We start from the raw sequence: 14,973 nt of genomic DNA, 5'->3' as shown, positions 1-14,973 counted from the left end.
TCTATTTACCGTTTATCTTTTTAATAACTTTCACTGATTCTGTTTTTACATCAGTCTGAATTTTTATGATATAGACACCTTCCGGATAATAAGTCATATCCACAGGAACAGTCCTGCTGGAAATATCGAACCTTTGGAGTGTTCTTCCTAAAATGTCTATTACAGAAGCGGTTCCTTTATTAAAATCATAACCTATAATAACGTTGGTGTAAGTAGATACCGGGTTAGGAATAGCTTCTATACTGGCTTTCACTTTTTCAACTTTGGCTTTGTCTTTTAGTTTTACTACCCAAAAGTCATTGTTCCCTATATTGGAATTTTTATCTTTTGATGATCCGTTAGAAGTACCGGCCATCAAATAACCTCCGTCTCTGGTCTCAACCAGTTTACGCAAAATATCCTCTCCTCCGCTTCCAACTGTCTTATTCCAGATCTCTTCCCCTTCATTGTTAATTTTCAGCGCGATGTAGTCATTAATACCATCTTTTTCTTTAGCAATTAAATTTGTTGCTTTTGACACTAAACCTCCGTTTGATTTCGGCCCGGAATTTCGTGCATGGCCACCTATTAAATAAGTCTCATCAGCATTTTCTACCAACGATGTTAAAATATCAACTTTACCAAAATCAAATGTTTTACTCCAGATTACTCCTCCTTCTTGATCCAGTTTCAAAATCCAGTAATCAGTTCCGTTACCTACAATTCCTCCCTGACTGGTTAACGCATTTGAGCTGTTGGAGTTTCCTCCTATTATATATCCGCCGTCTTTTGTCTGATGAATCACATAAGGCTGGTCATCGCCATCACCTCCATAAGTTTTTTGCCATTGTATTACACCTGTATCATTTATCTTCACAATCCAGTAATCACCCACTCCTTTATAGGCTTCTGTTTTATCACCCGATATAGGAGAATTGGAATAACCTGCCAGAATATAACCGTTGTCTGCGGTTTGCTCCATACTTCTTAAAATATCAGAATACTGACCTCCGTAGGTTTTCTGCCATTCAATAACACCTTGTTTATCTAATTTGATAACCCAGTAGTCCATATTTCCTCTGCTTTTTTCAGATTTTGAATACGGGTCGGAAGCAAAAGATTTTTCGTCAAGCTTGGAACTAATTGCAGAACGCGGACTAGAACTTGATGAACCCCCTAAAATATATCCTCCGTCTTTAGTCTGGAAAGCACACAATAATTCTTCCTGACCGTCTCCGCCTATGGTACGTTGCCATTGTTCATCACCTGCAGCATTAAGTTTTATTACCCAAAAATCCGAAAGTCCTTTGCAGTCTTCTTTTTTTTGAAAACTTTTGGCAGAGCTTGAAGTACCTGCCAAAATAAATCCGCCGTCTATGGTATTTTTTATACTCTGAAGCATATCAAAACCAGAGCCTCCAAAACTTTTTTGCCAGTCCAGTTCTCCGTTTTCTTTCATTTTCCAAATCCAGTAATCTAAATCTCCATGATTCTCTTCGGACTTATTTCCTGTCTTATCAGAAAGAGAACTTCCTGCCAGAATAAAACCATAATCAGCTGTGGGTTGCGCATCGAAAAGATAATCTGCATGTGTGCCTCCATAGGATTTCTCCCAAAGAATATCCTGAGAATAATTCAAAAAAGGCACTAAAAAAAGAAGTAATAAGTAAAGTTTCCGCATAAGCATTATCATAAAATTTGGGATTATTATAATTATGCAGCGAATATAATTTAACTGTTTATAAGTTCTTTACGGGATTCCGTAAAGATTTAGCTTTTGTTTAATCTAAAAAATTTATTAAAGTATAAATAAAAGAAGATGGCAGCGATTTTGGTTGGAATATATACCTTTTCTTCCACAAAAATTAATGGGTACTTACAAATAATCTACCATTCTAATTTTTGTGGATACTCGCAGTGCATAACTTTTCAAATGCTTCTTAATTAATTAAAATTCATATCTTTGTTTCTAAATCAATCATGAATTATTTGATGATTTAAACAAGATGCAAATCGATCTTTAACCTTTCAATATGCATAAAAATGCATAAAAAGTTTATGGCGTAATCGTGGCGCAGTACTTAAAAAAATATTAGAAAAATGCAGAATATAAGAGAAATCTGAACAACCGTTCGAATCCCTCTTCCTCCGCTTAAAAAAAACCCTCAGTTAACGCTGAGGGTTTTGATTTTTTAGCGGCAGTAGCAAATTATTTACTGTTAAAATAACATTTCAATTCTGTTTCTGTCATGTCTACAACCGTTGAATATACAGAACTTAAAAAACCCTTCATTTCATCGTTTAGTTTTTTAACGTTTACACCTGGCTGTGCAACTGCAAATTCAAACTTTACCTCGCTATATCGAAGTGCCTTTCTAATATTCTCAATATCAGTCTTAGTTCCATAATAAAACCTTCTTCCTTTTAATACACCTGTATTATCACGCCTTTCCATATGCTTTAAGAGCTCTTCTGGTTTCCATTTATATCTTAAGGACACAATAGCCTGTCCACAGACCTCATATAAATCTGAAAGTCTGGCACCGGCAGTATTTTTTGAGTATTTACAATGAACCATTTCAAATCTTATGGTATCTGCATCATGAAATATTGCAACTATATCAGCCGACTCTCCAGAATTATCATCATTAAAAACTACTTTTGCTCCTTGGTTAACTAATCTGTTCATCATATACTCCTGTACAGAATTTTCACGTTTCAAACTGCCCTTATACATTGACTCTGCACTGTATTGCACTTCTTCCCATCCTAAGGATTCAATTCTATCATCAGGAATACTGACAGCAGCAACTTGGGCATATTGAGTCCAAATACATCCTGAGATAGTATCACCATTTAATAAGAACATTGTCGGAGGATACTTTTCAAAGAATTCTTTTAACTCCATTGGCTCACTTCTTAATCCTTCAACAAAAAAACGACTCTTATCCAATCCCTCAATACTATGTCCTCTTTCGCCTCCAAGCCTGATGCTAAACTCTATTTTCTCATTCTGCAGATAAAAAACAAACTGAGCCCTATCATCCCTAATACTTAAAAGCTTGATATATGCCTCACTAAGAAGATAAGAAACTGAACCTGAATCCACTGTAATTTTATGTATTTTATCATAAAGTTCCTCTGACCAATCACAAGCCATTACAATTAAGTTTTCAGGATAAAGCTTTAACTCTGTCTTTTCAGCTGAATCTTCTAGTAATTTATTCGAATCTATCGACTCGTCTGTAATAAGTTTACCTACTTGAATGCACCAAGATTTCCATTGTTTTAAATCCCCAACTCTTGCCGGGCTCCAAATTTTCCCTTTAACCGAGGCGCCTACACTCACAGGAAAACCATCTCTAAACCCCACTCCTACAAAATCGGACTTCTGGCATCTTGTTCCACTTTTCCACCTACTTAGTTCTGTTGTAACATCTGAGCCGCTTAATCTTGAATAACGATGTAAATGACTAGCTGGCTTAAAAATCCCTGCATGCACTATACTTAGTCGATTTATAGAGTCAAATGCTCTAAAAACAGGATCTCCAGATACGCGTTCTGGCTTGGATTCAGTGAGGAATTCTACTAATTTATCTATTTCAAGAGTTTTTTCTGAAAATCCGATATAAAGCAATTGCGACACAGAATCAAAATGGATTACTATCAAATTCCAAGTCTGATCACGTAGTTTATCTGTTCTGGCCCACTTTACCTTCTCTCTTTTCTGCGTGGTAAAATAAAAAACATTTTCATCAGGGTTATAATATGGCTGGGTAAGAGCATATTTAGAAAGATTGAATGCAAGCTTAAAGTTATTCCAATCAACCTTCGCTGCTCTGTAGCACATACAGCTTAAAGCAGGATAAACCAGCTTCGGGTTTAACTCTGTATCAGGAGAATCAAAACCTGAAAATGGTTTGCATCCCTGTAAAAAAGATAATAAAGATTCCGCATCAGCTTTCCTAGCATCAGCTATTTCACTGATAACTTCCTCCCATCCAGATCCTTCCTGCAATAAATTCTCCAATTCCACAGATAAATTTTCATCTGCAAAATTTACAACAAATGAAGCATCTCCCAAACCTTCCTGCGTTCTGGTAAATCGTCCTATAAACTGGAGAAGGACTGCCAAAGATTTATGAAGCTTATGCACAGCTGCAATTTTAAAATCAGGATAGTCAAAGCCCTCTTTAAGCATATCAACACATATCACAATATCATATAAGCCTCTTTTTATGTCTTCAACAATCTTTGCCTGTCCTTTTGTTTCATTGTGAACTACAACAATTCTCTCATCAGGAAACCATTCTTTGTAGTTCTTATATAGTTCTTCCGCATGTTTGCTCTTTTCTGTCCTAACCATAACCTTATGCCTAGTCAATCCATTTGCTCTATCTTCTCTAAGTCTTTGTATTGCAGCATCAGCAATTGCTTTATCTTTTCTTTTAGGATGTCTTTCATCAACTGATATCAAAGAAATTTTTGAAAAACAATTGTCCTTTAATGCTCTTGCTAAAGAATAATTATAGAGAATTTTGCCCTCAATGGGCTTCTTGTCATTCCTAAATGGAGTTGCAGTAAATTGTACAATTTTTGAATCTTCAAACTGTGTTTTTATTCTTTTCCAACCCGTCGCTGCAACATGATGCGCTTCATCAAAGAAAATATGAGAAAAAGTACCTTTCAATGCTTCCAGTATTGGGAAACTTGCCCTCGCAATTAATCCTGGAGTTGTTACAATTATTTCTGCCGATTGTATATCTAATATATCCTTAGGGTTGGAAATAATTTTATCCAATATAAGCACCTTCGGGTTTGAAGTGGCACCGCTTATTACTCCTAGTTGTCTCAGCATACCCCAAGTTTCAAATTTTTGAGACAACTGCTTTTTTAAATCCTTTGTCGGTACGACTACCAATACTCTCTGAGCATTATCAGCTAATACAGCTACCAGCATGGTTTCCGTCTTTCCAGTACCGGTCGGCAGTACAATAGTGCATGCATCATAGCTCAACGACCAATGGGATAACAAAGAATATAAAGCTCCTGACTGAGCAGGTCTTAAAGAATAACCATCTGTTCCATTTCTGTATAAATTGAAATCTTGTTTCGAATATTCAATAGAATGTTCAGCTAAGCCACTAAATTTATAAATCCCTTGTTTGAAAGTAACCGAAGCTGTAAAGGAATTTCCTTCAACATCATGCACTAGATAAACAGAATCTTTCTTATGAGTTAAAGTTAAATTATGCGATCCAGCTTTAAGGGCAACTTGACGGAAACTGCCGCAATCTTTAGAATGTTTAAAATAATAAAGCGGTTCATATAATATAAATTTTGCCTCAATAGGTATTTCGAGGCTAAACTGTTGTAGTTGGTTCATCGTTAGAAAGTTAATTTGGTAGTGCTAAATTAAAGATTTACATACATTATTGCTAATTAAGATATTAACTATAAAACCACATAAAAAGTGAATAATTCATTCATTTTATAGCCCTCAATTAAGCAGAAAATTTATACTTTTACAGAAAATTTGAGAGTAATATTTGTACTATATCAAATTTTATATAAAAATGCTGAAAGTACCAGTAATTACTGGAATCAAAATAAGATAATCGAAGCCTCTTCCTCCGCCAGTAGAAGTTTCAAAAGAAACTCCAAATGAAAAAGCCTTTAAACACTAGCGTTAAAGGCTTTTTCATTTGGAGTGTTATAGGCTGCTTTTCAGTCACCATTCTATTTTGGACTTTATCTTTATCTCAGGTTGACTAGATATTGACTTGGACTTTTTCCAGACCAAACAATCAACAACTCCAAAGGATATTGTTTTTTTAAGACACTTCTTGAAAAGGCAAAAGGAAAATCCATTGCCAAAGAAAGCGGATGAAATGCAGGGATAACGTTTCCAAATTTATAACCGAAGATTACGTTACAATTCGTGTCAATAGAAATATTTTAAACAAGCTGCTTAACGAATATCTTGATAATTGTCCGCTCGAACTTTCAGCTGAAACTCAAATTATAAACAATTTACGAAGATTACTTGCCAGAAAACTGGATAATCTTTACAACATATTATTAAGCGGGTAATTATATTTTTATTAACTTTACACATCGCTTTTAACGGAAGCGTGCCGCTCATCACTGCAAAGCTGTATCAGCACCGTCTTATTTACAATTTCATTGTCGAAACTTAGTTCTCGTTTCGAAAGATGGCTGATGGGCGACATTTTTTGACGAGAAATAAATTCACAATGAAAATGAAACAGAACGATACAGGGCATACTGAAAGCTACTTGAAGCGTCAGGCCAAAAAAATCAAAAAAGAACAGAATATTACACACATTCAAGCATTGGATGTTGCTGCTGTGCAGTCTGGATTCACCAATTTTAAAAATTTCCAAAACAGCATTATAAGGGACAATGCTATTAAAAATCACACCGCTGATACTCGGGAAAATACTAACAAAAACTCACAACTTAAGGGAAGAAAAAAACTCGATCCGTATCGCAATCTTTTAGTGGCTGGAATTAATGAACTCTTAAAAAAGAACCTGATATCCTTAAATAGCCCTGAAAATCCGAACGCAAACGATCAGAAGGGACATGTTTTTGCTGAAGTTCTTGAATACCCTTCAGTCATAAAATGGCGGGAAATAGGATTTGGTGAACTTGAAATTTCTGTATGGTGGAAATACGACCACAGCAAACATCCACAAGCTGAATTATCAGGCAGAAGTCGTGAGAGTTTTAATTCCACTAGCCCTTTAGCTCGAAGAGAGCTTTTCCCAAAATTTGTCGGAGTGACTGTTACAGGCTGGCTCGAAAGGCAAAAAGGAAAACATCTTATGGGAAAAGATAGAGAACGTTTTGTTGATGTCTACACTAGAAAGGGTGAAAAATCAGAATTAGAGAAAATGCCTTCTCAAAAGCCTACAGGATTTGAAGCAGAGGGAAAATTTTATTTTTAAAATATATTCAAAGTCATAATGGAGCCTGCAAAAATGCAGGCTTTTTTATTTCTATTTATATTCGTTATTGAGTGAAATTAGATCTTTTCATATTCTATAAAATATTATGCTTTAGAAAACTTAAAAACCTAACTTGAACAAAATTAACAAGTATAAGAGCAAGTAAAAATACCTGATCTTATGAAAGGTTAACACCCAAAATAAAAAAATAATACTTTTACTAAGGTTTTGAAAAATTAATTTGATAAATACGTTCGACTAAAATATGTTAGTTAAAATTCTATGTATGAGGCATTACAAGAAGGTTTAGAACTGGAAAGAATTAAGGAAAATTAGCCACTAACAAAAAACTTCCCCACAAATTGACTCTAGCTATTATAAAAGAATATTCGTACTCTTGCTGGATAGACTATTACAACGTGATTTTTTGTATTTTTAAACCAACTAAACTTAAAACTATGCTCAAAAACTACATAAATCAATTTACTAACTCATCTATTTTAAGTCATTTGCAATGTTAAGGCTGGACTGTTTTCTTGCTGGAAAAGGAGATAGTTTTATGCTTTCTTGGAATGAAGAAGATCCACATCGACTACTGATTGATACCGGAAACCAAAATACATATCGATTTCTTAAATCCAGGGTTCAAGATTTTGGTAAGCACGACTCTATACTTGTAACTCATGTAGATTATGATCATGTTGGAGGTTTTTTCAAATGGCTTAAAGATAAAGAAACCGCATTTAACCCAGCTTCAAAAGTTTTTATGAATACACCAGAGCTTATTTTAGCACCATCAGATTCAGATCTCGTGGGAGTTGAACATGGCGTAAAATTGGAGGAACTTCTGCGTTCGCGTGGAATCCAGTGTATATCTCTATATTTAAAGGAGAATAATGACAATTTAATTAACATTCAGGGATTAAGCCTTCATATACTTTCCCCAAAGGAAGAAGTCATTAAAGGACTAATAGCTAAATGGACTGCAAATGAAATATATCAACAATATGTGTATTCAAGAAATCAAGTTGACAACAAAGTAGCTGCACGCGACGAAAGATTAATTGAAAGAGAACACATCCTCTCCAATCAACCTATACCTCATAATTGGGAAACAGATTTACTCAATGCCAGCTCCATCGCTTTTATATTAGAATATAAAGATTTTAGACTCTTATTTCTAGGGGATGCTAATCCATTACTAATAATTGAAGAATTGGACAGAAAAGGCTATACCAAAGAGAATCAGCTAGAAATTGATTTATTTAAGGTTAGCCACCACGGATCCAAACATAATACGACACAGGACTTATTGGAGAGAATAAAATGCTCCAAATATTTGATCTCCACAGACGGAAGCGGACCGTATTACCATCCTTCAAGAGAAACTTTAATATTGATAAGCACTTATGGTCGTATTTCAAATGACAATCCAATTACAATTTATTCGAATTACCCCCTACCTTTAGACAAACTTTTAACGGCCGAAGAACAAAACACACTTAATTTAGATTTTCAAGTAATTCAATTTTTAAAATTTCCTGAAGAATGAGTATTTCTAATTTAAACACCACCACGGGACTAATCCATAAGGATGGCAAATTTATCGGAAGTTCCGTAATTTTCCCATGGAAAGAAGATCTACTATGTTTAACAGCAAGTCATAATCTATTTGGTAAAAATTTTGACCAGACACCTGTGCTCAAAAATTGGAATGTCGTAGATCATACTGGTCTTGCACATCCAGTCATAGAGTTGGTGGGAAATCAAGAACTGGCAAAAGAGCATGATATTACAATTTTTAAACTGGATTGTAAATCAGATCTTGCAAGTTTCATCTGCCCTAAATTCTGCACAATTCCAAAAAACCCAACTCATTCACTAATGTTTCGGGGAAAATATGAAAGCTCTAAAACTTCGGTAACCCACAAAAAATTATATTTCAATTCAGATTGTGAAAAGATTAATTACCATTTCCTCTGTAGTGTTGACAAAAGTCTTTTAAGTAACAATACCTACAGTGCGGGTAGTGATTGGTTAGGCGGATGGTCAGGTTCAGGTCTATTTATTGAAAATCATACGGAGCTTATATGTGCCGGAGTAATGACAGAAATTCCAAATAAAGGGGATGACGGCCAAATTCAGTTTGTAAGCGTATCGGCTCTATCTGCTCTTAAAATTTTAGGAATTGAACTTCCAATTATGGATTCAGAGGAATTAAATTTTGATTCTACTCTAAGCCTGAGGTCATTAGAAGCTATATTTGATGCAATAGATGAAGATGCAATTACTGAGTGGGAGAATAATGACCTTAACAAGCCACAACTCAAATATATCAATAGTAAATTGCCAAATGTATACGCTGAAGATCAATTAGAAAAAAACAAAAGGCATATTATAAAAAAACTGCTTCTTGGAAAAGCATATATTACAACGGAATTACGTAATAATGAACAGTTGTTTACTTTATATAAAAATGCATATAAGGTTTATGATCTCGAAGATAAGAATATATATGCAAATGATAAAAGGGAAGCTCGTCTTGGCGTTACAAACATTAAAAATGAATATGAAAATTATTTACGTGAGTGCCTGGGTTCTGTTTTTTCCCCGTCGGATGTAAAACTTTTGGCATTTTATGGAATTAGCGAATGGATCGCAGACTGCAGCTTAAGTATATTAGGAAATGAATGAAAAAATAACAATAAAAGGAAATAAAATCAAGATTCTTGAGGGATATCAAGAAAACGATCAGATTAATATATTGATGATCTTGCTAATCATAAAGTACTCGATAAACGGTAAAACGCTTTCAATTCCTTTAAAGAAGATTGCATTTATTTTAGATGCTGTTAAAAAAAATGTTTCTGTAAAAAAACTTTCCACCTTGCTTTCTTCCCCTTGGGAAATTTCCAGCTCATTACGCAAAAACATAATTTTATCGCATGAGAAAAAATATTTAGTCATTAAGGAAAGTAATGGCATAATTAGTTTTGGTATGAGCGCTACAGGATTATCCATAGTCACCGAAATGGAAGATAACAACATAATGCCAGAAATTCGTGAAGAAATTATGCAATGGTGCAAAGCTGTTAGTATGAGCGAGCTAAAAAAACAACAATTAATCTGGTAGATAATGATACAAATTCACTCAATTAAGGCATTGGTTACTGAAACTGAAGGCAGGAACTTTGGTTTCGAGTACAGCTTCAGTTCTGGACTAAATATACTTTCAGGAGACAATTCTAGTGGTAAATCCACAGTATTGTCTTGCATTTATTATTGTCTGGGGATGGAACAATTGGCTAGCTATGGTAATTCTGATGGCCTAAAAGAATGTTTAAAGACAAGTTTCAAATACAATAACCAAAACTTTAATGTTTTTGAGTCGTCCGCAAAACTTGAAATTAGTAATCAAGATGGTGAAAAAGCTATAATTACAAGAGTTATAAAATCTCAATATGATGATGATCCAAATTTGATTAACGTCCAGATTAATGATGGAGCACCCGAAGAAAAATTCATACATGCCACAGGTGATACTGATCATGCCGATGGCTTTTATAGATGGCTTTCTGATTTTTCAAAAATAGCAATCCCTCTTTTTGTGGATGATGATGGAACTACACAAAAAATACTTTATCTGCAGCAAATATTTGCGAGCTCATTTGTAGAACAAACAAAAGGATGGTCAGATTTCTTTGCGCAGATTCCTGTTTTTAATACAAAAAAAGCTAAACAAAAAATTGTAGAATATACATTAGGTCTAAGTGGACTAATTGAAGAGTTTGAACTTGACAAGCTAAAACAGCGCGAAAAAGAATATAAAAATGTTTGGACAAATACGGTCGAAACATTTCAGACTATAACTTCATATTATAATCTATTAACCGCCAACCTTGCTGAAACATTTACAGCTGAACTTTCTCCAAAAAAAATTTCAAAACTTGATTTGCAGACCAGAGATACCAAAGGTAACTACAGTACTTTGGAGAAAATAATATCAGATCTGAAGATCCAAAATCGGGATCTGATATTAAAAAATACCTTGGATAGTTCCAAGATAACAAGCAGCGAAATTCTATTAAAACATGACGAAACAAGTAAAAAATTAGCTTTTTTAAATAAGGAATTACACAAAATAAGAGAGCAACAAATAAATGAAGAAGTCAAAATAAAAAATTATCTATTTACAGTTGATCACTTAAACAAAGAGATTGAAGCTTTGGAGGGGATAAATAAGCTTAATCAACTAAAATCATTTCATGTCGGTGCTGTAGAAAATTGCCCAGTCTGCAACTCATCTTTATTAACCAATCCTAATATCGAGTTTAAAAATATTGATCGAATTAACGGCTCTAAATCGATACCATTTTATAAGTCCGAACGCAGCCTGTACGTATCTTATCTCAAAAGTTCACAAAACCTTAATGGACGCTTTGACAAAATTGTCAGTTATTACCAAGAGAAGATAAGTGAACTAAAAAACACTTTGTCTATTCTAGATAAAGAATTACTTGACGATTCACGAATCCCGTCACGTGTAAGTATCAACGAAGAAATGCGCATAAAATTCGAACTTGAAAAAATGACTAAGATTGGACATCAATTTAACAGGTTTAAGGCCGACTTAATGGAAATCTCTGAAAAATTAGCACAGATTAGATCAAGAAAAGAAGTACTAAAACGTCATTTTGAACTTGATCAGCAAAAGATTTATGATTTTAAAAATCAGTTTATTGACTATTTGGAAAAATTTGGATATTCGAAAGAAATACTTTCACGGATTTATATTTCTCAAGATGAATCCAACAAACTCTTCCCAGTAGTAACTGTCGGAACTATTACCCCTCAACCGATTAGATTACTATCGTCAGCAAGTGATTTTATTCGTGCGCAATGGGCATTCTATATGACCTTATTGGTAAAAGCCGAACTTCATCTTGGAATTTTAATTCTTGACGAACCAGGGCAGCATGCAATAGCTTCTGCGGATTTAAAAGAATTATTAAAAGAAGCCAGTAAGAATAAAAATCGACAAATATTGGTTGCGATTTCAAAAGAAGATAAAGTAACAACCTCTGAAAACGGTCAATCGAAACAGGTTCAGGTCGATCTTTTAAACATCCTTGAAGAAACTAAATTAGTTAAAGATCAGGATTATAAAATTAATATGATCGATTCACATGATCGAAAAGACAAATGCATTCAGCCAATGTAGCATTAATTTTCAGCGTTTTTAATAAATAAAACTTGCCATTCAAACTGTGAACAAGCGATACATATCTTAAAGCATAATATTACTAATAGATTTGAAAATTTACATAGTGATTTTGCTAAAGAACATCTAATAACTGATAAATTCAGGTAAAACTTTCCCTATGAACGTTCAGATAATTTCAAGACAAGGATAGAGGTTTTTCTTAAAGAGAAATTCCTGTTGGATGCCACTTTTGCCCATACCTGAAAAAACGGCAAAAATCATCCAGTTCGCAGGAATTTAAAATAATTCCTACACATACAAAAAGCGATTACTGGGACTGCTTTCCGAAAATCTCTATCAGATAAAGAGCAAGAATAAAAAAATGAAAACCTCCTCGTAAAAGCACTAAAGCTGTCATAGAGCCGTTTTTCTATTAGCGTGCAGACACTTCAATTAATTGGAGACTTTTTTCATCCACAATTGTATCGAACCCTGTTGGAAAAACAATTACCTCCTGAGTAACCCGCTTTATTTTCATCTCTTTTTTTTTAACCTGGGGAACTAGTTATGATTCATTACTTCTCAGTATTTTATCGATCTTTCTACTGTCATACAAAAAAATATCTCCCAGCTTAGTATAGGGCAGAATTCCGGTCTGTCTGTATTTTATAATGGTGTTATTGGACAGTCCAAACATCTTTTTCAAATCCTCATTTCTATAATACTGAGGTTTCATCTTTGTTGAATTGATACTCAGCTCGATCTTCTCAATCTTTTGAAAAAGCGGATCTAGAACATTTTGTAACGCATTAAAAAGCCTGGGTTTGTAAGAAATTTTATTTTTTTCCATTTTATTGCGACTTTAATTTAATCCTTTCCTTGCGGCGTTCCAGCCGGTTTATTATGCTATCAAGAAGACGGCATTGCTTTTCTTCATAAGTATACCCCTTTGCCTCTGAAAATTCCCTGCTAATAGATTTTAAAGGCATTTGCAGGCCTGTCTCCCCTCTGTAACTAAAATTCTTTTCAAAAAAGGTCTGCAGCAAGGACCTGTTCTGCGAAGGGCCATTCCTTTCAAAAAACAGGATACCTTCGTCCATTAAGATATAGAAAATAAATGCGAGCTCATTTTTTTTGAGACTTGAGCAGCATACCATTCTTTTTCCTTTTGAACCATTATTTCTTTGTACCGTCTTTTCAAGTGACTTTATTTTGATGCAGAGTATACGAAGCAGTTTTGGCATAGTCTCCAGAGTATCAATCTTTACATCTTTCATCGCGTTTGATATTAAAAAAATTCAACTTGCTCTAATATTTCTGAATGAAGGGTAATACATTTTCAAATCTTTATAAACTGTATCTTTTTGCATCTTCCTTCTTTTGAAATTTATTAAAAAGTAAATTAAATGCAAAAATTCATCAAACTTAACCAGTCAGTAATGTTTGTCATTGGAAGGAAGCCAATGACTGAATTTAATCTCTTTGCGCCTAAGGTTTAAAAAATATTATGAAGATAATTGACATCGGAAGGCTGAAATAGACATTCATTATAATTTTGAATTTTAACATTTTTACTATATTTATAGCGACCGACTTGATTAAGTTTATATTATAATGAATGGGATATATGTTCAGCGAAAAAATTAATCAAACTCTTTACAATAAATCATTAAATTAAAAAATGACAAAGCTACTAATAGACACCTGTGTTTGGCTGGATCTCGCGAAAACTTTAAAAGGCGAAGAAACTTTAAATTTACTTTGCGAATTTCTAGATCAGGGCGAAGTAACCCTAATATTACCTCAAATAATATTAGCTGAATTTGATAGAAATAAAGAACGTATAATTTTGGATGCTGGAAAGAGCTTATCAAGTCATTTTAGAAAAGTAAAAGAAATGGTTACAGAGCACGCAAAAAGTGAATCTAAAACCCATATTTTGTCCGAACTAGATGATATAGATAAAAAGATACCGACCCTTAGCGAAAATGCGATTATTAGTATTGCAAAGATTGAGAGTATATTTAAAAACGCTGAAATTTTTGATATCACTGACTCTATAAAACTTAGGGCCGCTCAGCGGGCAATAGATAAGAAAGCACCATTTCATCTTTCCAAAAACAGTATGGGAGACTCACTCATAATTGAATGTTACAACGAGTACAAAGAACAAAATTCCGCTCAAGATTTCAACATTGCATTTGTAACTCATAATATTAATGATTTCAGCATCAAAAATGGAAATCAAAAATTGCCGCACGAAGATTTAAAAGAAATATTTAACAGTCCCAAATACCAGTATTTTATAAATCTGGCAGAAGCACTTTATTTAATTAACCCTGACCTAGTTGAAGACTTTAATTATGAAAATGATTGGGATTTTGGATTTAGAAGTCTTTCTGAAATATTAGATGTAGAAAACGAGATCGAGCAGAAGATCTGGTACAACAGACATAAAATTCGCGAGCAGTCAGTTAGAAATGGCAAAATGAAGTTAATAGATAGAAAAGATTTTAAAATCGAAACCGCCAATAGCACCATAATAAAAGATGTTTGGGAAGGAGCTGTAGAAGGAGCCGAAAAAGTAGAACGTACTTACGGCAAAAAAAATTTACGATTTGATGATTTTACATGGGGAATGATTAACGGGAAATTATCGGCTTTACGCTGGGTACTCGGTGATGAATGGGACAATTTGGATACTTAATGAAATTTCGAAGTCTATACCATGTACTATCGTTTATGACGTTTCCAATTGGTTTTAATTCTTTTTTTATCTGTTCATATTATTATTATTCTATTCAAATCTTTTAACCA

The 14,973-nt window shown here is 33.9% G+C and carries 10 protein-coding genes; 6 read left to right on the top strand and 4 right to left on the bottom strand.

The window, feature by feature from the left end:
• Position 1: 1 nt before the first annotated feature.
• Together ACFS3A_RS00485 and ACFS3A_RS00480 are read right to left on the bottom strand one after the other, a co-directional pair.
• A complete protein-coding gene (locus ACFS3A_RS00485; RefSeq protein WP_379823188.1) occupies positions 2-1,660 on the bottom strand; it encodes a T9SS type A sorting domain-containing protein in 1,659 nt (552 codons plus the stop codon).
• Between the two features lie 528 nt (positions 1,661-2,188).
• Positions 2,189-5,365, bottom strand: a complete 3,177-nt coding sequence (locus ACFS3A_RS00480) for a DEAD/DEAH box helicase (protein ID WP_379823186.1) — start codon at positions 5,363-5,365, stop codon at positions 2,189-2,191.
• A gap of 877 nt (positions 5,366-6,242) precedes the next feature.
• Between ACFS3A_RS00480 and ACFS3A_RS00475 the strand changes: the two genes are divergently transcribed.
• From ACFS3A_RS00475 to ACFS3A_RS00455, 5 genes are all read left to right on the top strand, one after another.
• Positions 6,243-6,953 carry a hypothetical protein gene (locus ACFS3A_RS00475; protein ID WP_343590831.1) on the top strand — a complete coding sequence of 237 codons (711 nt, stop codon included), beginning with the start codon at positions 6,243-6,245 and terminating at the stop codon, positions 6,951-6,953.
• Between the two features lie 514 nt (positions 6,954-7,467).
• The gene (locus tag ACFS3A_RS00470) at positions 7,468-8,505 is read left to right on the top strand and encodes a ComEC/Rec2 family competence protein (protein ID WP_379823185.1); all 1,038 of its coding nucleotides are present in this window, start codon (positions 7,468-7,470) and stop codon (positions 8,503-8,505) included.
• Positions 8,502-9,647 (top strand): hypothetical protein, encoded by a 1,146-nt coding sequence (locus ACFS3A_RS00465; RefSeq protein WP_343590829.1) that lies wholly within the window; start codon positions 8,502-8,504, stop codon positions 9,645-9,647. Before ACFS3A_RS00470 ends, ACFS3A_RS00465 begins: the two co-directional genes overlap by 4 nt.
• A complete protein-coding gene (locus ACFS3A_RS00460) occupies positions 9,640-10,086 on the top strand; it encodes a hypothetical protein (protein ID WP_343590828.1) in 447 nt (148 codons plus the stop codon). The genes ACFS3A_RS00465 and ACFS3A_RS00460 overlap by 8 nt, the downstream gene beginning before the upstream one ends.
• 3 nt (positions 10,087-10,089) lie before the next feature.
• A complete protein-coding gene (locus ACFS3A_RS00455) occupies positions 10,090-12,174 on the top strand; it encodes an AAA family ATPase (protein ID WP_343590827.1) in 2,085 nt (694 codons plus the stop codon).
• Positions 12,175-12,721: 547 nt separating this feature from the next.
• On the opposite strand, the gene ACFS3A_RS00450 is transcribed toward ACFS3A_RS00455, so the two are convergent.
• Positions 12,722-13,006, bottom strand: a complete 285-nt coding sequence (locus tag ACFS3A_RS00450; protein ID WP_379823183.1) for a helix-turn-helix domain-containing protein — start codon at positions 13,004-13,006, stop codon at positions 12,722-12,724.
• Between the two features lies 1 nt (position 13,007).
• The gene (locus ACFS3A_RS00445) at positions 13,008-13,433 is read right to left on the bottom strand and encodes a hypothetical protein (protein WP_379823181.1); all 426 of its coding nucleotides are present in this window, start codon (positions 13,431-13,433) and stop codon (positions 13,008-13,010) included.
• 404 nt (positions 13,434-13,837) lie between these two features.
• Here ACFS3A_RS00445 and ACFS3A_RS00440 point away from each other — a divergent pair, with 404 nt between their 5' ends.
• Complete coding sequence (locus ACFS3A_RS00440) at positions 13,838-14,863, top strand: PIN domain-containing protein (protein WP_343590825.1); 1,026 nt, start codon at positions 13,838-13,840, stop codon at positions 14,861-14,863.
• The last annotated feature ends 110 nt before the right edge of the window (positions 14,864-14,973 follow it).

The sequence above is a fragment of the Flavobacterium notoginsengisoli genome, from assembly GCF_042686225.1.
Lineage (GTDB): Bacteria > Bacteroidota > Bacteroidia > Flavobacteriales > Flavobacteriaceae > Flavobacterium > Flavobacterium notoginsengisoli.
Note: the sequence above shows the minus strand (reverse complement) of the source record. Positions and strands in the feature narration are given on the sequence as shown.

Excerpts from the sequence above, each read along its gene's own strand:
- ACFS3A_RS00460 (WP_343590828.1), top strand. The coding sequence starts at position 9,640 with ATGAATGAAAAAATAACAATAAAAGGAAATAAAATCAAGATTCTTGAG.
- ACFS3A_RS00445 (WP_379823181.1), bottom strand. The coding sequence starts at position 13,433 with ATGAAAGATGTAAAGATTGATACTCTGGAGACTATGCCAAAACTGCTT.
- ACFS3A_RS00450 (WP_379823183.1), bottom strand. The coding sequence starts at position 13,006 with ATGGAAAAAAATAAAATTTCTTACAAACCCAGGCTTTTTAATGCGTTA.
- ACFS3A_RS00475 (WP_343590831.1), top strand. The coding sequence starts at position 6,243 with ATGAAACAGAACGATACAGGGCATACTGAAAGCTACTTGAAGCGTCAG.
- ACFS3A_RS00440 (WP_343590825.1), top strand. The coding sequence starts at position 13,838 with ATGACAAAGCTACTAATAGACACCTGTGTTTGGCTGGATCTCGCGAAA.
- ACFS3A_RS00485 (WP_379823188.1), bottom strand. The coding sequence starts at position 1,660 with ATGCGGAAACTTTACTTATTACTTCTTTTTTTAGTGCCTTTTTTGAAT.
- ACFS3A_RS00455 (WP_343590827.1), top strand. The coding sequence starts at position 10,090 with ATGATACAAATTCACTCAATTAAGGCATTGGTTACTGAAACTGAAGGC.
- ACFS3A_RS00470 (WP_379823185.1), top strand. The coding sequence starts at position 7,468 with ATGTTAAGGCTGGACTGTTTTCTTGCTGGAAAAGGAGATAGTTTTATG.
- ACFS3A_RS00480 (WP_379823186.1), bottom strand. The coding sequence starts at position 5,365 with ATGAACCAACTACAACAGTTTAGCCTCGAAATACCTATTGAGGCAAAA.
- ACFS3A_RS00465 (WP_343590829.1), top strand. The coding sequence starts at position 8,502 with ATGAGTATTTCTAATTTAAACACCACCACGGGACTAATCCATAAGGAT.